Origin of the sequence: Massilibacillus massiliensis (assembly GCF_900086705.1) — a bacterium.
In the GTDB taxonomy this organism is placed as follows: Bacteria; Bacillota; Negativicutes; order FLKF01; family FLKF01; genus Massilibacillus; species Massilibacillus massiliensis.
The window spans coordinates 2,170,247-2,193,126 of sequence record NZ_LT575483.1; the positions used below are offsets into that span (position 1 = coordinate 2,170,247).

At 37.6% G+C, this 22,880-nt stretch carries 20 protein-coding genes and 1 tRNA gene; 18 read left to right on the top strand and 3 right to left on the bottom strand.

Translation table 11 applies throughout. The features are described from left to right. Nucleotides 1-131 precede the first annotated feature (131 nt). The 7 genes from BN6559_RS10410 (at nucleotide 132) to BN6559_RS10440 (ending at nucleotide 8,474) form a co-directional block, all read left to right on the top strand. A tRNA-Gly gene (locus tag BN6559_RS10410) sits at nucleotides 132-205 on the top strand. 320 nt (nucleotides 206-525) lie between these two features. After that, on the top strand, nucleotides 526-1,194 hold the full coding sequence (locus BN6559_RS10415) for a hypothetical protein (RefSeq protein ID WP_199883923.1): 669 nt from the start codon (nucleotides 526-528) through the stop codon (nucleotides 1,192-1,194). Nucleotides 1,195-1,389: 195 nt separating this feature from the next. Then, the gene (locus tag BN6559_RS10420; RefSeq protein ID WP_110954641.1) at nucleotides 1,390-2,820 is read left to right on the top strand and encodes an ATP-binding protein; all 1,431 of its coding nucleotides are present in this window, start codon (nucleotides 1,390-1,392) and stop codon (nucleotides 2,818-2,820) included. Nucleotides 2,821-3,212: 392 nt separating this feature from the next. After that, nucleotides 3,213-4,388, top strand: a complete 1,176-nt coding sequence (locus BN6559_RS10425) for an AAA family ATPase (protein ID WP_110954642.1) — start codon at nucleotides 3,213-3,215, stop codon at nucleotides 4,386-4,388. A gap of 256 nt (nucleotides 4,389-4,644) precedes the next feature. After that, nucleotides 4,645-6,111 carry an ATP-binding protein gene (locus BN6559_RS10430; RefSeq protein ID WP_110954643.1) on the top strand — a complete coding sequence of 489 codons (1,467 nt, stop codon included), beginning with the start codon at nucleotides 4,645-4,647 and terminating at the stop codon, nucleotides 6,109-6,111. Between the two features lie 152 nt (nucleotides 6,112-6,263). Continuing rightward, complete coding sequence (locus BN6559_RS10435; RefSeq protein ID WP_110954644.1) at nucleotides 6,264-6,470, top strand: hypothetical protein; 207 nt, start codon at nucleotides 6,264-6,266, stop codon at nucleotides 6,468-6,470. 567 nt (nucleotides 6,471-7,037) lie between these two features. After that, nucleotides 7,038-8,474 carry a sodium:solute symporter family protein gene (locus BN6559_RS10440; protein ID WP_110954645.1) on the top strand — a complete coding sequence of 479 codons (1,437 nt, stop codon included), beginning with the start codon at nucleotides 7,038-7,040 and terminating at the stop codon, nucleotides 8,472-8,474. Between the two features lie 240 nt (nucleotides 8,475-8,714). Here the strand turns inward: BN6559_RS10440 and BN6559_RS10445 are convergent, their stop codons facing one another. Beyond that, nucleotides 8,715-9,236: a YjbQ family protein gene (locus BN6559_RS10445; RefSeq protein WP_110954646.1), complete on the bottom strand. Its 522-nt coding sequence runs from the start codon at nucleotides 9,234-9,236 to the stop codon at nucleotides 8,715-8,717. Nucleotides 9,237-9,250: 14 nt separating this feature from the next. Continuing rightward, nucleotides 9,251-9,946, bottom strand: a complete 696-nt coding sequence (locus BN6559_RS10450) for a triose-phosphate isomerase (protein ID WP_110954647.1) — start codon at nucleotides 9,944-9,946, stop codon at nucleotides 9,251-9,253. Between the two features lie 213 nt (nucleotides 9,947-10,159). Between BN6559_RS10450 and BN6559_RS10455 the strand changes: the two genes are divergently transcribed. The 4 genes from BN6559_RS10455 (at nucleotide 10,160) to srlA (ending at nucleotide 13,804) form a co-directional block, all read left to right on the top strand. After that, nucleotides 10,160-10,888 (top strand): GntR family transcriptional regulator, encoded by a 729-nt coding sequence (locus BN6559_RS10455; protein WP_110954648.1) that lies wholly within the window; start codon nucleotides 10,160-10,162, stop codon nucleotides 10,886-10,888. Nucleotides 10,889-11,145: 257 nt separating this feature from the next. Then, nucleotides 11,146-12,111 (top strand): sugar-binding transcriptional regulator, encoded by a 966-nt coding sequence (locus BN6559_RS10460; protein ID WP_110954649.1) that lies wholly within the window; start codon nucleotides 11,146-11,148, stop codon nucleotides 12,109-12,111. A 135-nt stretch (nucleotides 12,112-12,246) separates the two neighbouring features. Next, nucleotides 12,247-13,107 (top strand): class II fructose-bisphosphate aldolase, encoded by an 861-nt coding sequence (locus BN6559_RS10465; RefSeq protein WP_110954650.1) that lies wholly within the window; start codon nucleotides 12,247-12,249, stop codon nucleotides 13,105-13,107. Between the two features lie 169 nt (nucleotides 13,108-13,276). Then, nucleotides 13,277-13,804 (top strand): PTS glucitol/sorbitol transporter subunit IIC, encoded by a 528-nt coding sequence (srlA, locus tag BN6559_RS10470; protein ID WP_110954651.1) that lies wholly within the window; start codon nucleotides 13,277-13,279, stop codon nucleotides 13,802-13,804. A 100-nt stretch (nucleotides 13,805-13,904) separates the two neighbouring features. On the opposite strand, the gene BN6559_RS10475 is transcribed toward srlA, so the two are convergent. Continuing rightward, on the bottom strand, nucleotides 13,905-16,589 hold the full coding sequence (locus BN6559_RS10475) for a sigma-54-dependent transcriptional regulator (protein ID WP_110954652.1): 2,685 nt from the start codon (nucleotides 16,587-16,589) through the stop codon (nucleotides 13,905-13,907). 230 nt (nucleotides 16,590-16,819) lie between these two features. Here BN6559_RS10475 and BN6559_RS10480 point away from each other — a divergent pair, with 230 nt between their 5' ends. Genes BN6559_RS10480 through BN6559_RS10510 form a run of 7 tightly spaced genes read left to right on the top strand, consistent with a single transcriptional unit; the run spans nucleotide 16,820 to nucleotide 22,871 of the window. After that, on the top strand, nucleotides 16,820-17,746 hold the full coding sequence (locus BN6559_RS10480; protein ID WP_110954653.1) for a phosphoglycerate dehydrogenase: 927 nt from the start codon (nucleotides 16,820-16,822) through the stop codon (nucleotides 17,744-17,746). A 13-nt stretch (nucleotides 17,747-17,759) separates the two neighbouring features. Then, on the top strand, nucleotides 17,760-18,386 hold the full coding sequence (locus tag BN6559_RS10485; RefSeq protein WP_110954654.1) for a beta/alpha barrel domain-containing protein: 627 nt from the start codon (nucleotides 17,760-17,762) through the stop codon (nucleotides 18,384-18,386). Between the two features lie 16 nt (nucleotides 18,387-18,402). Beyond that, a complete protein-coding gene (locus tag BN6559_RS10490) occupies nucleotides 18,403-18,876 on the top strand; it encodes a PTS system mannose/fructose/N-acetylgalactosamine-transporter subunit IIB (protein ID WP_110954655.1) in 474 nt (157 codons plus the stop codon). A 26-nt stretch (nucleotides 18,877-18,902) separates the two neighbouring features. Further along, the gene (locus BN6559_RS10495; RefSeq protein ID WP_110954656.1) at nucleotides 18,903-19,667 is read left to right on the top strand and encodes a PTS mannose/fructose/sorbose/N-acetylgalactosamine transporter subunit IIC; all 765 of its coding nucleotides are present in this window, start codon (nucleotides 18,903-18,905) and stop codon (nucleotides 19,665-19,667) included. Continuing rightward, nucleotides 19,667-20,497 (top strand): PTS system mannose/fructose/sorbose family transporter subunit IID, encoded by an 831-nt coding sequence (locus BN6559_RS10500; protein WP_110954657.1) that lies wholly within the window; start codon nucleotides 19,667-19,669, stop codon nucleotides 20,495-20,497. Before BN6559_RS10495 ends, BN6559_RS10500 begins: the two co-directional genes overlap by 1 nt. A gap of 3 nt (nucleotides 20,498-20,500) precedes the next feature. Then, nucleotides 20,501-21,706, top strand: coding sequence for a mannitol dehydrogenase family protein (locus tag BN6559_RS10505; RefSeq protein WP_234407830.1), 1,206 nt, complete (start codon nucleotides 20,501-20,503; stop codon nucleotides 21,704-21,706). Nucleotides 21,707-21,710: 4 nt separating this feature from the next. Then, a complete protein-coding gene (locus BN6559_RS10510; RefSeq protein ID WP_234407831.1) occupies nucleotides 21,711-22,871 on the top strand; it encodes a mannitol dehydrogenase family protein in 1,161 nt (386 codons plus the stop codon). Nucleotides 22,872-22,880 lie beyond the last annotated feature (9 nt).

Here is a 22,880-nt window from a genome sequence, read left to right on the forward strand (position 1 = left end):
CATAACATTTATAGTATAAATATCCAGAAATATATGCATAAATTGGTTATCTGCTAATGGAATGTATACTTGAAATACTTTTTTTATAGTGGTAGAATAATAATGTTGTGGATGATGAACAATTTTTATATGCGGGCGTAGCTCAATGGTAGAGCGCTTGCTTCCCAAGCAAGACACGAGGGTTCGATTCCCTTCGCCCGCTCCATAAGTAAATCAAGCCCTCACAGGGATTCCTGTGAGGGCTATTTTTATGCGAAAAAACCTTAAAAAAACCTTATGGGAGATAGTCTACGAAAAGAATTTTTTAAATTTCATTCATTAAGAAAAGGATACCAATAGGTTTGCAAAAGCTGATTTAAATAGCTTGCGAAATTTTCTTGCTTTTCTGTTTGAGATAAATTTTCCTGTTTTTGCTGCTTTTTCTGGAGGCAGGATTCAAAATCTTTTTTATTTTCAATGCGCTAGGTAAAAACCCCGACTTCCAGTCGCAATAATAACCCCTGTACTTCAGTGCAGGGGCGTTCAGTGGAATTAGGTCAGGAATTAGAACGTCAAAGGCAAGCGAGAAAAGATTTTATTGCAGATACCCGCAATTTGGAAGTGAAGACAACGGGGCGTAATACAGTATTATCACTTAGCTTAGAAAATACTGCGACAGATTTTATACTCAATGAACTGGCTCATCAGCAGATCGCGTCCAGACAGCAAATTCCTTATCGGTATTATCAGAAGATGTGGGAAGAATATCCATCGCTCTTAGACGATAATATCAATAGTTGGTTCATGAAAGCCCCGGAACGCCGGATGATCCGCACGTTAGATGGTAATGTTAGAGCTTTCCTATCTGACCGTTACAGAAGATTAGATAATTTAGAGCTTTGTACAGCCGTATTACCGTTGATTAAAGAAATGAAAGGTGCTGAAATTATCTCTTGTGATGTAACGGAAACGCATATGTTTTTGAAAATTATTAATAAAAAACTCAAAGCTGAAGTAGCTGTAGGGGATGTTGTTCCGGCTGGTATGGTGATCAGCAATAGTGAGGTTGGGCTGGGAAGTTTAAAGGTGGAGCCGCTTATTTATCGGCTGGGCGGGGAGCTTTTAACGGTGCCTGTGAAGAAGATGCTACAATCGGTGCAAAAAGAAGCTGGCGTATGCAATGTAACTCCAATTGCAAAGCGGTTAATGGCCTAAAAAATTAAGTGCAATATGTTTGTAAAAACTTTCTTATATAATTTTGCAGTTAGCTTATTAAAAGAATAAACTAACTGAATTTTGATTATTCTATTAATATTTAGTTTATTTTATAAATAAACTAAATATTAAGCAAAATTTTGCTTATAAATTTAGCTTATTTGGAATATAATATAAATATGAGGAGGGATGAAGATGCTTGAACGTGATTTATTAGAATTAGTAGAAAAAATACAAAACTATCAAACAGAATTTTATGATATTGAGGTAAAAGAAGCACACGAAGGATGTCCTAAAAAATTATATGATACGATATCTGCTTTTTCTAATCAAAATGGTGGAGGCACATTAGTATTTGGGCTAAAGGAAGCGACTGGTTTTGAGGAGGTTGGTGTATATGATCCAGCTGATTTACAAAAGAAAATGACTGAACAATGTAAGCAAATGTCGCCAATTGTAAGACCTGTTTTCACTTTTTGTAAAATTGATAACAAAATCATTATGGCAGCTGAAATCCCGGAAATTGATGTGAATGATAAACCATGTTTCTATACAGGAAAAGGGCGGCTGACAGGTTCATACATACGAGTTGGAGACTCTGATGAACAAATGACAGAATATGAAGTGTATAGTTATGATGCCTTTAGGAATAAATATCAGGAGGATATTCGTCTGACTGAAAAGGTACCAGTTTCTATGCTTGATAAAAATAAATTGGATGCGTATGTGATCGCGTTAAAAAATAAAAAAACTAGATTAGCGGCAATGCATAATGAAGAAATTTATGAATTGATGGGCGTGACCAAAAGTAATATACCAACTTTAGCGGGAACCATGATGTTTTGTAAATATCCACAGGGTTATTTTCCGCAATTTTGTATGACCGCTGTTGTTGTCCCGGGATATGAAGTGGGCGAAGTTGGAAGTATGGGAGAACGGTTCATTGATAATAAAAGAATTGATGGGACAATTCCTGAAATGTTAGAAGAAGCAGTACGGTTTGTATATAAGAATAGTGCAATTAAAACAATTATTGATAAAGCAACCGGACAAAGACAGGATAAGATGGAATATCCAATGGATGCAATCAGAGAAATTATATTAAATGCGTTGATTCATCGCGATTATAGCATACAGACGGAGGGGATACCGATACAGCTACTCCTGTTTAAAGACAGGCTGGAAGTTAAAAGTCCTGGCGGACTGTATGGAAGATTTAGAATTGATCAGATTGGTAAGGCACAGCCTGACACAAGAAATCCTGTGATTGCTACTATGATGGAAGATCTGTCGCTTACTGAAAATCGTTATTCAGGAATACCAACGATTCGGAGAAGTATGAAAGAATTTGGATTAAAGGAACCTGTATTTGATGATGCCAGGAATTATTTTTCTGTGACCTTATATAATGAGACTGCCAATGCGTCTAAAATTGAAGAGCATGGAGACTTGGTTAGATTTTGCAGGGTTCCAAGAAGCAGGGATGAAATTACTGCATATTTAGGTTTAAAAACAAATTATCATGCGATGAAAAAGTATATTTTGCCTTTAATTGAAAAAGGTAAATTAAAATATACAATACCAGATAAGCCAAAGAGTAGAAATCAAAGGTTTATTGCTGATTAATTTATAAGGTGTCAACACCTTATAAAAACCTTATAAAAACCTTATAAAGATTATCTAAGGTTATTGTCCTGAATATATGGAGAATATCTATCAAAAACATCGGACATATAATCTTGAAAAAATTTTTTTCAATTGTTTCTTGCTCTTCCGTTTGGTTGTATGTTAGAAATTCTTGAAAGTATTCAGAGCAGAATTTTAAACCGGAAATACCGCGGGGATGTGTTTTATTTAGAATGTAATATAAATATATATAATTAAATGATCGTATATAGCAGCGTGAATTTAAATTAGTAGCGGTTGATGATATTTATAAGGTTATATAATAAATATATTGCGGTAATATTGAGTTTTTATGTTAAAAGGGTATAATAAAAGAAAAAGGAGGCGTTGGTATGCTGTTAAATCCTTATACACCGGGAGCAGGAGTTCCTCCGAGATATTTAGCAGGACGAGAGGATACCATGAAAAGTGCCGAGGAAGCATTAGCGTATATTTCTCATGGATATTTTGCACGTTCTGTTGTTTATTATGGATTACGTGGTGTCGGCAAGACTGTTTTACTGAACCATATTGAAAATATGGCCGAAGAGCGAAATATTCATTTTGAACAGATTGAAATAGCAGAACGTGGTTCCTTTAAAAGCACTATTTCATTGCACGTTTTAAAGCTGATTCGTCAGATGAGTATAAAGTCTAAAATGAAACAATACATAGATAAAGCATTATCAGTATTAAAAGCCTTCTCTATAAAATATTCACCAGAGGGTGAAGTAAGTGTTGGAGTTGACCCGGAAATTATAGCTGCGATTGGTGTAGCGGATACAGGAAACTTTCAAAACGATTTGACCGAATTATTTGTAGCCTTAGGTACGATTGCGCAGAAAGAAGAGTGTGGGGTTGCATTATTTATTGATGAAATCCAGTATTTAAAAGATGATGAATTTGAAGCTTTGATTGCTGCGATACACAGAGTCAATCAAAAAGCATTACCGCTGATTGTATTTGCCGCTGGTCTGCCTAAAATTGCAAAAATAGCTGGTGATGTAAAATCTTATGCAGAACGTTTATTTGCGTTTGTTTCGATAGGTTCCTTGTCTTATGAAGCAGGGAAACTGGCATTAACCGAGCCTGCAAAAAGATGGAATGTAGAGTATACGGATAAGGCGATTGCACAAATACTGGAGAGTACAGAATGTTACCCGTATTTTCTGCAAGAGTATGGTAAGCAAGTATGGGGGCAATTGGGTGACGAACGTACCATTAATGAGAAAATGGTAAAAGCCGCCTATGTCGATTTTGAGAAAAGCTTAGACGAGAGTTTTTTCAAGGTTAGGCATGATAGAGCTACACCAAGAGAACTTGAGTTTATGCTGGCAATGGTGAAAACAGGCAAACTGCCGTGTTCCACAAATGATATTGCCGTGCAACTGAATTGTGCAATGTCAACGGTATCGCCGCTTAGAGCGCAACTAATTCACAAGGGATTTATCTACTCATCCAATCGCGGTGAGGTGGATTTTACTGTACCGCAGTTTGATAAGTTTTTAAAAAGAATACATGAACTTTAAAGAATAATTGCTTCTAGGCGTCCGCTTAAAGGATATAGAGAACTGTGGTGCTATATTGTGATATTTACTTAAGATATTTATTTGATAAATTATTTGATGATGTTTAGTAATTTATTTGATTATTAAATGATGAAAATATAAATATATACATTGAATGTTTAATTTATAAGGATTATTAATTAAAAATTTATTTGATGATTAATTTGATTGCATATGTGATATAATAGTATTAAATTGTAAATAGGCGGTGTGAAATATGCCTTTTCAGGAAGAGCAGATCAATTTAATTATTCATGAGGCAAGAGCACATAGTACGGAATTGCCCTGGGGTGAATTTAAAGTAAATAAATGTACGCAGCCACAGGAAATAGGTGAGTATATTAGTGCGCTATCAAATACAGCAGCGCTTTATAATAAAGATAAGGCGCTCATGATCTGGGGCATTGATGATGAGACCCATGAACTGGTCGGTACGGAGTTTGATCCATCGAAAGTAAAACAGGGGAATCAGGGATTAGAGCTATGGATTAGTACACAATTAGATCCTCAGGTACAGTTTTATTTTCATAAGACAGAGCTTGAAGAGAAGAAAATTATTTTACTAGAAATTTCGAGTGCTGCTTCTGCACCGGTTAAGTTCAAAAATATAGATTATATTCGTATTGATTCACATAAGAAAAAATTAAAAGATTATGTGGATACCGAGCGGGAATTATGGGCGATTCTTGCCAAAAAATCATTTGAAATTATGACTGCTATGGAAGATGTACCGGGTGATTTTGTCATTCGGCTGTTAGATTATCCGGCGTATTTTGATTTATTATCACAAGAGCTGCCGAGTGATAAAGTGGGGATATTAAATGCTTTACTTGCCGATGGTCTAATCGCAAAATGTGTGACGGGAAATTACAATATTACGAATTTAGGTGCTATTTTATTTGCGAAGAAGTTATCTGATTTTCCATCTTTGGAGCGAAAGGCAATTCGTGTAATTCAATACAAAGATAACTCCCGCATTCATTCTGTGAAAGAGCAAATTGGCCATAAGGGCTATGCAACGGGTTTTGATGGATTAATTGAATATATTAATGGGATTTTACCTCGCAATGAAATCATGGGCAGAGCATTGAGAAAGGATATTCCGATGTATCCGGAGCTGGCTGTCAGAGAAGTTGTAGCAAATGCAATTATTCATCAAAATTTCTTTTTGCAGGGAACAAGTCCGATGATTGAAATTTTTGAAGATCGTATGGAAGTAACGAATCCGGGTACACCTCTGATTGAAACGAAGCGGTTTATAGACTCACCGCCAATTTCAAGAAATGAAAAATTGGCATCTTTTATGCGGCGGATCGGTGTTTGTGAGGAACGTGGCAGCGGTTTTGATAAAATTGTTCATCAAACTGAATATTATCAACTGCCTGCACCGGAGATTGAGGTTTATCATAATAATACAAGGGTTACGATGTTTGCCCATAAAGATTTTTCAAAAATGAGCAAAGAGGATAAAATGCGTGCTTGTTATTTGCATGCTTGTTTGAAAAGAGTGAATCGTGAATATATGACGAATTCATCGCTCAGAGAACGCTTTAAAGTTGCAGCTAAAAATAGTGCGGTGATCTCCAGGTTATTAAATGACAGCTGTGAAGCGGGATTGGTAAAAATAACTGATGATACGGTGACAGCAAATAAAAATAGGCGATATGTTCCTTATTGGGGATAGATATGGCTGCTATCACGTATACGTATCTATGAATAAAAATAATTTTCCACTTTGCATGAAGTGCCAAAAATTTTATCCTATGCAAACAGTATGAAAATATCACGTTGATAAAAATGCTATATAATAAGAGGTGATATAAGGACGGTGATTTTATGAGAAAACAAGAGAGAATCATCTGTAATGTAACAGCTTCAATGGCTATGGAAGGTCATATATTGACCGAAGCAGATAAGACTAGCAGGTGTGAATATATAGAATCTATGGCAGAGGAACTGTTCCATCGATTGAGAAAAGAAAAGTGCATGGAGCTAGATAAATCAAGGCTCTATAGGACTGTTATGGGGTATTTTAGCCGTTGAAATCTAATGCTTTGCTGAACAATCAAGACCTGCAACAGAAAAAATTCAGGCAACACTTGCAGATCTGAATCGTGCTGTAATTGAAAGTTCAAAGACAATTGAAAAAATAGGGGCGATCAGGCAGGAACAAGCAGCTTCTACGAAAGAAATTACAGCACATCTTTCTCGTTTAACGAGTGCTGCAGAGGCATTAAATATTTTTATGGAACGTTTTAAATAAGGAATCGAGTGTATTATAGATATACAGAAAATAGTTCGGATAGGTTGAAAAACTTATACGAACTATTTTTTATGTAAAATGTTTTTGTATGTTAAGCTAAAGCCTTATATTAAAAAATGAGAAAGTAAAGTATACATGATTTATATTCAAATGGACAGAAAAGCTAAGGTCATGTAAAATAAAAAGAAGCACGTCTTAGTGTATGACAATGAGAAATGAGAAGAAGTTTGGTATTATCAATTTGTAGAATAGTAGAAAAGTAGCAGAGTTTGTGCTTAGATTTATGCAGGCATAAACAAAAAAATTCTCAAAAAGACGGGGCTAGTAGAAAGGTAGGATGGATGAACATGACAATTCAATTTTGGATCATCGTGCTGTACATTTGCGTACTTTTTGCAATCAGCATGTATGTAAAGCGTCGGGCGAATAATAGCAGCGGCTTTCTTTTTGCCGGACGAAAGTTAAGTACCACTTTGGTGGCGACAAATATTGCCGGAACGGCTATTGGTGCAGCAGCTACGATTGGTGTGGCAGAAAATGCGTTTCAATCTGGAATCGCAGCAGGTTGGTACAATGCTGCTTGGGCCGCGGGCGCTGTTTTGATGGCGTTGGTAGCAGCTCGGAAGTATCGTGAGCTCAATTGTACGACTGTACCGGAGCTTTTTGAACGGTATTATGATAAAAAAGGACGTGTAATTGCCGTATTGGGCATGATTACACTGCAATTGGTGATTACCTCTTTACAGTATCTGGCGGGAGGCGCGATTCTTTCTTCCTTGATGCCGGATATTTTTTCTTTTGAGGGTGGAATGATTACGAGTGCGATTGTGTTTTTTGGCACGACAATTCTTGGTGGACTATGGTCTTCTGGGTTATCCAATATTCTTAGTGTGGCCTTGATCTATGTGGGGGTGCTCATCAGCACAGTAACGATTGTAGCTAAACAAGGTGGTATCAGTGCGATTGCGGCTTCACTGCCACCGGGAATTGATTGGTTCGGGCCGCTTGGCGGGCTGGGAATGGCAACGATTATCGGTTGGTTTGTAGTGATGATGACACAGGCGATTACTGCGCAAGGACCTGTTCAGGTGGCTTGTGCAGCGGTTGATGGAGCTGCGGCGAAAAAAGGATTTTTGTGGGGTGCATTGCTGATGTTTCCCATCGGTTTTGCTTGTGCAATCATGGGTGTAGCCGCTCGCGCTGCGCATCCGGAAATGCAGGCGACCTTAGCATTACCTTATATGATTATGAGTTTGGATCCAATCATTTCTGGTTTAACACTAGCGGCATTATGGGCAGCAGATGTGTCTACCGCTTGTCATATTTTGCTGGCGGCAGGGACGCTTTTCTCTCAAGATATTTATAAACGCTTTATCAATCCACAGGTAAGTGATAAGCAGTATACTTTAATTAATCGTTGTGCGATTTTAGGATTAGGGATGATCACCTTATGGTTTGCTTTTAATGCAGTAGGTATCGTAAAAACAATGCTGATCGGGTTGAGCTTGACAACGGCATTCACTTTGATTTTTCTTTTTACGATGTTTGCACCGGGGCTGTGTCGACGTAATTCTGCTTTTTACACTACGCTGGCAGGTATCTTGACGCTTTTTGTATGGCAGGCTTTTCCGTCTGTACAGATTTTTGCTCACCCCATTTACATGGAATGGCTGGTTTGCTTGATCACTTTCTTTGTGGTGGCTGTGGTCGATAAGGAACCAATCAAGCTCCCCGATACGCAGGAAGAAGAGTTGTGTGGGGTAACTGTAAAACATTGTGGTTAGTAATATAAAATATCAAAGCCTCGCAGGATTTATTGCGAGGCTTATTTTTACGATTCATTTTTTAAAATAAATGCTGAACTAAAAACATATAGAGGATTGTTCCACCGGAGATTGATAATAGCATTTATTGTTTGGTATTTTTGCCGAAAGAGGATAAAAATAAAAAATAGGTTGTATGCTTAGCGTTTATGAACATAGAAGAGTTTGTTCAAAATATGCAAAGATGCGACAAGGAAAAAATTATTCTCCTATAACAATAATCTTGCACTTTCTTGAACGCGCTCTTGTGCGGTCGAAATCGACGAAGTAAACATAACCCGTTGTGCCAACGCCGAGTGCACCATGATCCACATCGAAGGTTTCACTTGAACCAACTAAAGTAGCTTTTAAATGTGCATCGCCATTTAGTAATGCTGTACGGTCGCCGTTGGGAAGGTACGCTTCAGCATCGGGCCAGGAAGCTACTGCTTCATAATGTTTTTCACCGGGATAACTATATTGATCTTTGGTGGTGTGATCAGGGATTAGCTTTTTTAAAGCATTGTTTAAATCAGTTTGTAAAAATTCATTGCCGTCATCGTGATAGTCATGTACAAATTCTTCGAAGAAAACTGCACAGGTTGTGTGGGGGGAAATCACAGTGCAAATACCATTTTGGATTTTACTATTTTTGATAACGGATTTTACTTCATCGGTTATATTTAAGAAAGTAGGCGTTTTTCCATGAGATTCTAATGTGATGGTTTCTTTGTAAACACTCAATTTTATAAGCCTCCCTAAACCTTATTTTTTTCGTCTGTTGCTTTTAGCATGGCTTCAGCCATTTCTTTTATTCTAAGCGCCGGATCAGGTGCGTTTAATATACCACTTGTGCCGCCGGTTCCATCGGCTCCAAGCATGATTACATTGTAAACATCCTCGGCTGTTGTTACGCCAGATGCGATCATTACAGCGATAGCAGGATTGATAGATCTGATTTTTTCTGTTGTTTCAAGCACGTAATTTTTGTCGGCGACTTGACCTGTACCAATTAATTCAGTTGGTTCACATAGTAAAATATCTGGATCCATTTTTGCGATTGCGATTGCTTCAGCAACGGAGTCTGCACAGACAATTGTAATCATATCCAATTCTTTTGCACGCAAAATAGTTTTTGAAAGCTCGGAAACTGTCATTGGATTTTCAGCATGATTGAGAAATACAGCATTGGCACCAGCTTCTTTTAAAGATTCAGGAAGAATATGCCCCATACCACGTCCCGGGCGTAAGGATTCCATATGCTGTGCGGTTACCGTAATATAGCTTGTATGATCTTTGATAAAACGAATATCTGCAAATGGGCAAGTGAAAAAGATTTGCAGCTTTGTTTGCTGCGCGATTTTATCCGCTTCTTTAGCAAGTTCTAAGGCTTTTTTTCCGTAGAGATACGATTTTGGATTGACAACTAAAAAAGGACAACACACTTTTTTCATTATGAGACCTCCTAAATCATTATTAACTTACCAGTGGTTAATTTAAATGATACCACTGGTAAGTTAAAAGTTCAATTGATTATTATCAGAAATTTTGTAAAATTTAATTTCGTTAAAAATTTAGCATGAAAGAAAAGTAAATGCACAAAAATAAGATTGATAATGTTTACAATTTATACTAATATAGAAAAAAAGTAATGGAGTAATTTTGATATGGAAAATAAAAAAAGAGAGAGTCTGCTGCATGAAAAAATAGAAAAGGCGATATTAGAGCAAACGGCGGATTTATCATACTTTTCACCACTTCCGGGCGAACGCGAGTTATGCCAACTTTTTAAAGTTAGCAGACCGACAATTCGGAAAGCGTTAGAAAACTTAGAAAAAGCAAATATGATAACGAGGATTCAAGGACGGGGGTCGTTTTACCTAGGAAATAAGGTGCCAATTGATTATTCAAACGCCAATGGGCACGGGTTAGGGTTGTTTCAAGTGCTAAGTTCGGTTGGGAAATTTACCGAAAGTCATGTTTTACAACAGGTTGTAGAAATCCCTCATCCAAATATTACAGCATACTTGAATTTGCAAGAGGATGAAATGGTATTTCATTTAAAGCGTCTTCGTTATGTGAATCATGCGTTATATTCCTTGGCAGATGATTATATTCCACTACATGTCTGCCCTAAATTAATGGAGATTGATTTTACAAATGCGTCGCTTTTTCAAACCTTGGAGAAATATCAGATTATACCTAGTAAGGAAGATAAAACGATTGAAATAAAAAGAGCAAATCCTCAAGAGTCTGCTTATTTAAATCTTAAAAAAGGTGAACCTATCTCTGTGACGCGGATCATTACGTATGATAAGGATTCTAGAATCATACAATATGCAACTTCAAAAGCAGATGCATATAAAAGTAGTTTTAGGGTGATCTCATCGATCTAATTTTATACAAAAAAGATGGCAGATTTTCATTTATGACTTCGTAGTAATATCTGGGTTCTTTTTTGGTTGTAAAATAAAATAGAAAAATCAGAATAAATGTAAAAGTCAAAAGAATCGCAATGCATTTTTACAATGTTTCTGAACAGAATATATTGAATGCATGATGGTCCATCTATATAATATGAATCATAAACCTAATGATGAAATTGCATATAGAAAAGATGACTTGATTGTCAAAATGTATCGGAGGTTTTTCAATGAAAAAAATTATTGATGATACACGACTTATTTTTAAATGCTGTAGCCTTTACTATGAAGATGAAATGAGTCAACAAGAAATTTGTGATTTATTGGGCATATCAAGACCATCTGTTTGTCGAATGATAAAGTTAGGAAAAGAATTAGGCATCGTAAAAATCGAGATTAAGCATCCGGATGGCTTTACTTTTGGCAAAATAGAACGTGAGTTAGAAAAGAAATTTAATTTAAGAGAAGTTATTGTTGCAGATTCGAGTCCTATTGTGGCTGGAAAAGAACGAAAAAATAGTGAGCTGATGGAGGAAACGATTCATTTTTTAGAAACGATCCTGGAAAATGGTGCGTATGTTGGTGTTACGATGGGCATGACTTTACAAAATCTTACCAGTACAAAGAAAGTCATTGAGGAACCAATTAAGTGCACGTTTGTTCCTATTGTCGGCGGAATTGGGGAAAGCCGGTCAGATATTCATTCCAACTCAATTGCAATCAAGTTGGCAACTTTATTTGGCGGAGATTGTATACAATTTTTTGCACCGGCAGTATTCTCGGATATCAATATTTTGAATGGCTTTATGAAAGAAAAGTCGGTAAAGGGTATTTTCAAAATATTTAGAAAAATAGACACAATTATTATGGGAATTGGTGTACCTGATAGAGAATGTTCAACTTTGATGCAGACAGGTTATGTAGATGAACAGGTCATGGAAGAGTTTGTGAAACGAGGCGCTGTAGGCGATATATCTTTACAGTTTTTTGATGAATTTGGTAATGTTGAAAAATTTAGAGATTTCAATGAGCGCGTTGCAGGCATGCCAATTGAGCAGTTGAAAAAGGTGCCGCAGCGAATTGGCATTGCCGGAGGTGCACAAAAAGCAAAAGCTGTGCACGGTGCAATTAAAGGCAATTTTTTAAATATCTTAATTACAGATATTGATTGCGCAAAGGCTTTATTGGAACTCTGAAAATATAAGTGATACATGCGCGTATATTTATTGACGAAATCGTTTATAAATAAGAGTTAAACCGTATGATTTCTAAAATAATGTGGTAAATATGACATGTGTCTTAAAAAAGATTGAAGGAAAAGGGGGATTTTTATGTTAGTTACATCGAAGGAGCTTTTCAAAAAAGCACGACAACAAAAATTTGCTGTACCATCTGTTAATTTCTTTGATTGGACTTCTATTGTTGCATATACTGAGGTTGCCAGTGAAATGAATTTGCCAATTATTCTAAGTTACGCTGAGGCGCATAGCGCTTATTTGTCAATAGAAGAAGCAGCTTTACTTGGAAAGTTTTATGGGGAAAATATTAATGTCCCAGTTGTATTGCATTTGGATCATGGAACATCTTTGGACATTGTGAAACAAGCAATTGGCTTAGGATTTACTTCAGTTATGATTGATGCATCGCAAGAAGTGTTAGAAAAAAATATTGCAATTACAAAAGAGATTGTTGATTATGCGCATGCTAAAAATGTGGTAGTAGAGGCTGAAATTGGACATGTTGGGACGGGAGTTCTTGTCGGCAATGTTGGTGAAGGCGGTGGGACGGGAGAAAATGATGATTCTATTTACACTTCAGTGGAAGAAGCGGTAGAATTGTGCGAAAAAACCAACGTAGATTCTTTGGCAATTTCGATTGGAACAGCGCATGGCACCTATAAAGGAACTCCGGTTATTAATTTTAAAAGATTGGAAGAAATTGCGCTGCGAATGGACACACCGCTTGTATTACATGGTGGTTCATCTTCCGGGGATGTGAATTTAAATCGATGTGCTACAAGTGGAATCTCAAAAATTAATATTTTTACGGATTTCGTTCTTGCAGCAAAGGAAGAAATATCAAATAAAACAGCAACAAATTATTTTGAAGTCATGGCACATGCGAAACAGGGCATGAAAAATTGTTTGAAACACTACTATCAGGTTTTTGAAACGATAAAGATTGAAAAATAAAGACGTTTTAGCCTTAAAAATAAAATGGTAAAATTTTAAGGCTAAATTGCACTTGTGATTTTGTTTAAATGTAAAATCTGAATATTCTAAATTAAAAGAAAACTAACTTATATTTGTACTATAATGAAGTGCCCCATGAATTTTGATTTACAATGAGGAGGAAAATAGTATGGAATTTATTGCAGGGTTAGCGAATGGATTTATGGATATCTTTAAAGCGGGTGCAGGAACTTTTGCCAGTTGGGTAGCAGGAATTATTCCGCTGATTGTGGTTTTGATGACGGCTGTAAGTTCTGTGATCAAGTTAATTGGTGAAGAGAGAGTAAGCAATTTGGCACAGCGAGCGACACAAAACATTATCACGCGGTATACGGTATTGCCAGTACTAGCGGTAATTTTTTTGGGTAATCCGATGTGCTATAGTTTTGGCAGATTTGTTAAAGCAAAGCATAAACCGGCCTTTTATGATGCGGCTGTAAGCTTTGTTCATCCAGTCACGGGATTATTCCCACATGCCAATGGTGGAGAACTTTTCGTTTATATGGGAATTGCAGCAGGCATTACAGCGCTTGGACTGCCGCTGGGTGAATTGGCAGTGCGCTATTTTCTCGTAGGTATAGTGGTCATTTTCATTCGTGGCGTTGTTACAGAAAAAATTTATGCGTATATGCAAGCGAAAGAAAAAAGAGAAGTTTAAATTCAATTCCTGATCGTAAAGTGTGCTGCATAAGAGAGCATATTTGGTTACTCGATAAATACAAAAGACCTCGCAGGGAATTTGCGAGGTCTTTTGTATTTTATTCATTTTGTGTTTTGATAAAGATATTAATCATTTCAATATTGTAGGAGATTTCACTATCGGGGATAAAAACACCAAAAGAATTTTCAAGAAGTTTAAATTCTTCGCGAATTATTTTAGCTAAAAAAAGATTTTGTTGATAAACATTTTCAAAATTATTGTAGTTTAAAGGATCGTTACGGATGACTCTCTCCAGCATAGAAATATTATGAAAGATAAATTTAACTTTGAAGCTTATATCTGCTTTTAATTGTAATCTGCTTAGAAAGGAAAGATAAATTTGATTTAAAAGTGTGTAAGCTTTGTCCGCGTCTAAAAAAGTCAGAACTGATTCTAACATTTTCAACATTTTTGTTTTATCATGCTCAAAATAGTCATAGTCTTTGCCGACTTCTGCAGTGCTCCAAGCTGTATCTTCAAGCTTTTCGGGCAGTATGGTACTGCTGTTTCCGATCAGTTTGCTTGATATTTCTACTTCATTAACGAGTGCAGATAATGAAGTGTTTGGCATCATGGATCTGCGGGCGGCTTCTATTACCATTGGGGTACTGACCATTTTCAGTGTCTTTGTTTTTACGCCAGCTTTTTTCTCAATAATATCACCGAGCGATGTGAGTGATCCCATATCGACTAAAAGCAGGCAGCCCTTAGGTGTATTCATTTGTTGAACAATCTGAATGGCCTTGTTTACCGTATTTTGAATGGATTCACTTAAGGGCATATTGAGTGCTTTTACATGCTTGGTTTTGAGAAGTTCATTGGCTACGTCTACCATGCTGCTGGCAGTTGTATCGCCATGTGTAACGACGAGTACACCGATAAAGTTTTTTTCACTCACCGTATTGCTTTTTAGGGCATTTAAAAAGACGGTAATAAAAAATGCCTCTTCTTGAGGAATGGCGATAGAAAAAGAATCCTCTAATTTTTTTTTGATTTTTTGTGTGATGGAAGAATCATGATCTGAAAGATTTAAGGCATAAGGCAATTTTGTCTTATCAACAGAAATACCGTTTTTTATGCGTTCTAATAAGGTTTCAAGATGTAGTGCCAAACTGTAGATAATTTTATTGTGTGTATGTGTGCCGGAATCTCCCAGTGTATCCTCTAAAATAGACTTGACAGTATCAATTATTTTTCCATCGATAATGGAGGTAAGTGCTAACTCAGATGGAAAATTTTCTTTTTTCTTATTTCCATAAGTGTAGCGATGAAAATAGTTTTCTACTTGTAAGTTGATATTTTTTTTCATATCAGTGATAGAAATACCTTGGTCAAAATAAGTTTTTGAAGATTTGAGGATGGTTGCGTAAAAATCCTCTTCAGTTTGGTAATCAGGAGAAGCTATGAGGTTTTGGAACAGCTGATTTGGGGTGAAATCTTGTGGATGGAATGTTACGTTTGTTAGTTTGTTTAAAATAAAAAATTCAGTTGAGTTGGCGTATTTTTTATAAGTAGACATTTTATCATTTAAAAAATTCTTTATCATTTGGGACAACTTAATAGTTACGTGGGGCTGCTGTTCCGTGATATATTCTACCAGTGCTTTTGCACAGGTGATTTTTATGTCGTTTTTTAACTGTCCGATATTTCCTTGGCAGTCATATAATAGCAGCAATTTCATTACTTCGACGGAAACCGTGATTGGGAGATTAATCTTTTTGGATTCTTCGGCAAAAAAGCTATAAATGAGATTCAGCCTGTCTTCAAGCGGACGGGCAGATAAATCTGGAATCAATATGGTGCAGGGGATTCGGCGCATGAATGTTGTAAGCATATTAGAATCTGGATTTTCTGTTGTAGCTAAAATTAGGCGAATATTTGCTTTTCGCAAATTATTGGTTTCTCCCAATCGTCTAAAGCTGCCACGGTCTATTAAGGAAAAGAGCATTTCTTGCCCTTCCGGAGGTAATCGGTGTACTTCGTCTAAAAACAATATACCGCCGTCCGCCTCATCAACAAGTCCTGGCTTTTCTTTATCTGCTCCGGTAAAGGCACCTTTAATATAGCCAAAAAGATAGGAAAGCAGCAGCTGTTGATTGCCTGAATAATCGGCACAGTTAAAAATGATATAAGGAGCGTTGGGCAAAAGGCATCCAGAAGCTACAGCGTATTGGTACATGAAACCGGCAAACGTAGTCTTTCCTGTGCCGGTAGAACCCAAAAGCAATGTGTGTAATCCGTTTGGTGGATAAATCATCGCGGCAATGGCTTGTTCTATTTTTTCTTTCAGACTGGTGTTATAGCCAATAATGCCAGAAAAAATATGTTCGGCCTGTTTTTGCTGTAAGTGCTTTGGTTCTGTCAGGCTGCTAGAAGTAAATGCAGTGCTATTTCTTTGAAAAATATAGTTGCTTTCTTTTAATGTCTCCATAAATTCATTTTTAGAGGGAAATAAACATTTAGGAAAAGGCATGTTTAGCAACTTTTCTAAGAGCTCTTTAGAAAAATAAAGAACGGGTTTTCCCGCAATTTTCAAGAGCCTATTTTCCTTAAATAAAGTATTTAAATCTCGGCTGGCATTACTTCTATCGAGATTTAAGGTTTGAGAAATCGTTTCTGCTGAGCAGCCAAACTTCATGATTTCATTCATTTCATGGAGTAACTTTGCATTTGGCGTAAGATTCTGATGGGAATTTAGAAAATCAAAAATTTGTTGTTTCTTTGTTGTATTTGATTTTTTCATACACATTCTCCAGAATTTTTTAAATTATTTGATGATTTATTATAGCATAATTTGTCGAAAAAAATTACACATATGATTTATTTTATACACACAAACAGTGTAACTATAAATAAATCTATTGAAAGTATTGAAATAGCTAGGTTTGTATTTACACACATGAGTTGGCATTGCATTTGCATTGTATATGGACAAACAAATTTAATACAGCATGATAATTTGAGGTGTGATGGATGAAAGTGTTGGTTACAGCAAACAGTTTCGGTAAATACGATGGACAAGCAAGAACGACCTTGGAGCGGCATGGATTTGAACGCTTTGATAATCCATACGGACGCATCATGAATGAAAAAGAATTTTCAAGCGCGATACAGGGGATGGATATCGTTATTTTAGGAACTGAACTATTGGATAAGGAGGTGATTGAAAAAGCAGACACTCTCAAATTTGTTTCACGCTATGGCGTGGGGACTGACAATATGGATTTGGCGGAGCTTAAGCGTAGAAACATTGGTTTTGCAGTTGCTAGAAATTGCAATAGTCAGGCGGTCGCTGATTATACAATAGGTTTGATGTTGGATGCACTGCGTGGAATTAGTTTGAGTACGCGTAATTTGTATGAAGGAAAATGGGAAAAGGTTGTTGGGCCGGATTTATATAAAAAAACCGTTGGTATCATTGGGTTAGGTTCCATTGGAATGGGCGTTGCTAAAAGGTTGTCGGGGTTTGATTGCAAGGTATTGGGCTATGATGTGCGTTTTGATCATGCAGGTTGTCAGCACTATCACGTACAGGAAGCTTCTTTGGAAGAAATTTATCAGCAGGCCGATATTATTACCCTACATTTGCCGGCGCTGCCTAACGATAAAGCTTTAATCGGAGAAAAGGAAATTTGCCGTATGAAGCATAATGTCGTTTTGATCAATACAGCACGCACTTCTCTGATCGATGCGGACGCGCTTATTGCGGGGCTTCAAAGTGGGAAAGTCTTTGCTGGGGCAAGCGATGCCCAGCTTCGTTTTACACAAATTGATCAACGATATCATAACCTGGATCGTTTTACCCTTACCCCACATAATGCAGCGGTTAGCTTGGAAGCAAGCATTAAGATGTCTGAGATGGCAGTGGAAAATATTTTGAACTACTTTCAGGTGAGATGAGGAGGTTGGACTTATGGATAAATTAGATAGTTTATTGCAGCTTAAAAAAGATAAATTAGTTTCTGTAATTAGAACAGATGCAGACTCGGCCTTAAAAAAAATCGATGCCATTATAAGCGGAGGCATTCATTTTATTGAAGTTACACTGACTATGCCGGATTCGATTTATATTTTGGAAAAAGCAAAGCAAAGGTATGCGGGAACAGGCGCAGTGATTGGAGCGGGAACCGTTTTAGATGCAGTTTCGGCAAGAATTGCCCTTTTGCATGGAGCTGATTTTATTGTAGCGCCTTCTTTTGATACAGACACTGCGAAACTTTGTAATTTATATAGAAAAGCATATATCCCGGGGATACAATCTGCAAATGATATAAAAGATTGCTTAGCGTCTGGGGTGGATGTAATGAAGTTGTTCCCGGGAAATCAATTCACCAAAAGCATCATCAAAGATTTAAAGGGGCCATTTCCACAAGCACATTTCATGGTTACTGGACAAATCAATCTAACGAGTATGGCTGAGTGGTTCAAAGCGGGTGCATTTGCTGTTGGAATTGGCGGGGAACTGACCAATTACAGTGCGGAAGAGGGTGATTTAATTCGGGAAAAAACATTGCAGTTTGTTGAACAGGTAAAAATATAACGAAGAGGTGGAAAAAATGAAGAATATTGTTTTTACAAGAGTAGATGATCGTTTAATTCATGGGCAGGTCATGACGGGCTGGATTCAATATACGGGTGCTTCTAAAGTGGTGGTTATAGACGATAAGGTAGCCAAGGACATGTTTATGGCAAGTATCATGCAAGCGTCTATGCCGGCAAAAATTAAGTTGAAGATTCTTGGAATTGATGATGCAGCTAGTTATTTACAAAAAGATGCCGATGATGAAAAGTTATTTTTACTGGTGAAAACGCCAATTGTGCTGGCTGAATTGATAAAAAAGGGCGTTGACATTAAGCAGATCGGTGTAGGCGGAATGGGCGCTAAAGCAGATCGGACAAAACTATACAGAAATATTGCTGCAAGTGAGGAGGAAAGAGCAGTTCTCAAAGAGCTGCTTCAGCAAGGAATCGACGCGTTTATTCAAGTCATTCCAGATAGTGATCGCGTAGACTTAAAAAGCGTATTGTAAAATTTAAAATATTAGGAGGCGTAAAAATGGAAGTAAGTTTATTTCAAGCTTGTATTATTGGTCTTTTATATTATATGACTGTTGCGGCTCCGCCTTGGCTAGGCGGGTTAGGCAGTGTTTCGCTGCGGCAGCCGATTGTAGCGGGCACGATTGTTGGTATTATTCTGGGACAGCCGTTAGAGGGCTTAATCATTGGCGCTACAATCAACACCTTGTTTTTGGGTTTTATTTCAGCGGGCGGTACTGTAGCCAGTGAACCAGGTATCGCGGGTATTATCGGTACAGCGTTGACGATTATGACGAGTTCTTCACCAGAACTTGCAGTTTCATTAGCGGTTCCGTTTGGTTTATTGGGGACGTTGATTTGGAATGTGCGTATGACGGTAAATAGTATATTTGTTCATTGGTTAGATGAGCTGGCAGCTAAAGGCGATTTTAAGAAAATGCTGTTTGTTGAGTTTGTGCCAGCACAGCTTATGACTTTACTGCTTTCGGCAGTTCCAGTCGCAGCGATCGTATATTTTGGCGGCGATGCTGTCAGTCGTATTCTTGAAATGTTAACGGGAACACCGTTATTTATGTTAAAAACGATTGGCGGAATACTTCCTGCACTTGGGATCGCAATGACCTTGCGTATGATTAGTAATCGTAAGGGCATTTATCCGGCATTTCTTTTAGGATTTTTCGTATTGTCTTATGCAAAAATTCCAATTTTAGTACTTGCAATTTTCGCAACAATTTTTGCTTGGTTCTATGTTTCTGTTAAATTCAATAAAGAGGAGGAAGCGTGATGAGTGAAGAGTTGAAGAATGAAAAAAGTCTGACAAACAGCGACTTGAATAAATCCTTCTGGTTATGGTGCTGTATGGCGCAGGCCACGTATAGTTTCGAAAGATTACAAGCACCGGGCTTTGTGGCGGCAATGATTCCGGCGATAGAGCGGTTGTATCCTGATGATGAAGAAGCGCGTAAAGCGGCACTTAAACGTCATATGGAATTTTTCAATACAGAGCCATGGCTTACAGGACCGGGGGTTGTTGGTATTACGCTTTCTATGGAAGAAGAACGTGCCAATGGACTGCCAATTGAAGATGAGGATATCAATGGGGTAAAAACTGGTTTAATGGGGCCGATGGCAGGGATCGGTGATACGCTTCGGCAAGGTACCTTGATTCCGATTATCGGATCAATTGCGATTACTTTAGGACTCTCGGGCAATTTTGTAGCACCCATTTTTTATATGATACTCACGTTAGCGTTAAATCATGGTGTGTCGTATATATTTTTTAAGAAAGCTTATCAAAAGGGTAAAGAAGGGATTAGTGATATCTTCCAAAGTGGACAGCTGGAAAAGTTCATGACGTTTGCAACACTGGTTGGGGCTACCACGATTGGTGGCTTGGCCGCAACTACGGTGAAAGTGCAAACCGGTGCTGTCTTGCTGCTGGGAGAAAATAAATTGGTCATTCAAAAACTATTGGATAATATTCTGATCAATTTGATTCCATTATTGGTTATTTTCTTTACGGTTTGGTTATTCAAAAAGAAATTGAGTGCTTCTAAAATTTTAGTGGTTTTGATCGCATTAGGCGCATTCGGTGTTTTACTAGGAGCTTTTTAACAAGTGAGTGAGATAGGAGATGTCAAAGTGAAAGCATTGATTTTAGGGGCGGGACGAATTGGTCGTGGCTTTGTAACAGGATTACTATGGAAAAATGAAGTGGATATTACGTTCTTTGAGTATAATGATGCGCTTGTAAAAAGTATGAATGAAAGAAAGAGTTATACAATTCATGTATTGGGAGATGAATCGAAGAATACAGTTGTGCATGGCTATCAAGCCTATTCTATTGCAGAGCAGGAAGCCTTAGTACGTGAATGGGAGAGCGCGGATTTTATTTTTACTGCTGTTGGTGGGAAAAATTTGACGACAGTTGCTAAATTATTGGCAGACGCTTTTCAGGCTTCGGCGAAACCAGAGGGAATGTATTATAAAAATATTGTGACCTGTGAGAATTGGATAGAGCCAGCAAGTAAGCTCCAAGCCGCTATTTTGGATGCATTGCCTGAAGGCAGCAGAGAAGCATTTGTTAAACATATTGGTGTCAGTGAGTCGGTTGTTATGGCGACCGGCGCAGCTGCTCCCCCAAATACAGATTTAAAGAATCCAGTAGACACGTGGGTACAAGATTTTTGGTATCTGCCTGTTGATCGAGAACGAATTTTAGGAGAGGTTCCTGCTTGGCAGTATTTTGACTTTATTGACGGTTTTGCAGATCTTTTGCAGCAAAAAATTTATACGAATAATACAAGTGTAGCGTTGATTGCTTATTTGGGATATCTAAAGGGACATGTCTATGTCGCTGATGCAGCCAATGATCCGGAAATTGTGCCGATATTGGAAGAGGCGTATAGGGAAATTAATGCAGCATTAATTCATGGACTCGGGGTAACTGAAGAGAGTCAACTGAAATTTTCTAAACGAGCAAAAGAAAAGTACCAGGATCGAAATATTATTGATCTAGTCGTCCGAATTGCCAGAGATCCGATCCGCAAGCTGAAGCCTTCAGATCGTTTAATCGGCCCTGCGCAGTTGGCACTTAAAACGGGGACAACGCCAAAAGCGATTGCACTAGCGATCGCGGCAGCGCTGTATTTTGATTATGAAGAAGATGAAGATGCAGTAAACTTAACAAACATGAGAAAAGAACATGGAGCTCGAAAGGTCTTACAGGAGATTTGCGAGATTTCAGAAGAAGATGTGCTTTATAAACTTATTTTAGACAGTAGGCAAATTCTTAAAGACAAAGGATGGCTAAAAGGAGAATAAATCAATGGGAATGAAAAAAGCGGTTGTAATTGGCGCTGGACAAGCGGGGCGTGGATACATTGGACGGTTGCTGGCTGAGATTGGGTATGAAATCATTTTTATCGAAAAGAAACAAGCGCTGGTAGATTTATTATGTACAGATGGACATTTTTCAGTGCATTTTTATGATAAAGATAGAACTCCGGTGATTGTAGAAGATTATAAGGCTTTACAGCTTGAGGATGCAGAAGTTGACCGGGTAATAAAGGAAGCAGATTTTATTTTTACAGCAACGGGGGAGCAAAATCTACCCGAAGTAGCGAAGCGAATACAAAAATCTTTAGCAGAGCGGCTATCGCCTGTGGTGATGATTACTTGTGAGAATGGAATTAATCCAGGCAAACGTTTGGCAGAAGCTTTAGAAGCGGCTGGTGGATTTGACAAAAGCAAAATTTTCATATCGCAAACGGCGGAGTTTTGTTCTACGGTAAATTTGGTTCGTACGAGATTAGATATACTTTCTCAAAACGAAAATTTCTTTCCTTATGATGCAGATGGTTATGCAGGCCAATTAGAAATTAGAGGCGCAGAGCCAGTTCATGAGTTTGAGAAATTTTTAAAACGAAAGATTTATACCTATAACTGTTTAGCTGGGCTCATTTCCTATTGTGGATATGTGAAGGGCTATCAAGTGTATGGGGAGGCGGCCAATGACGAAGAAATTTCCTGGCTGATGGATGTATTGCTACAAGAATTAAATCCAGCTCTTGCAAAATATTTTGATATCTCCGAACAAGAGCAAGTGGAATTCTCACAAAAAGCGTTAGATAAATTTAAAAATAAAAATATTCTCGATTATATCTTGAAAAACGGTAGAGCACCTAGACGTAAACTCGGACCGACGGAAAGAATCTTCGCGCCGTTACGAATCATAGAGGCGAATCAAGGAGATTATGATATCCTTTGCTTTAATGCGGCTGCAGCTTTATGCTATTGGGAAGAGCAAGCGATGCAGGGCGCAGAGCCAGCGATGGAACAGCCGACAAATAAAATACTTTGCGAAATTTTGCATGTAGCTGAAGATGATGCAGTGATAAAAAAAGTTAACTTTTATTTAGAATGTATTCACCAAAACCGCGCTGCTATTTCTATTCGAGCAATATTAAATGAAAAACTAAAATTATAGTCTGGAGAG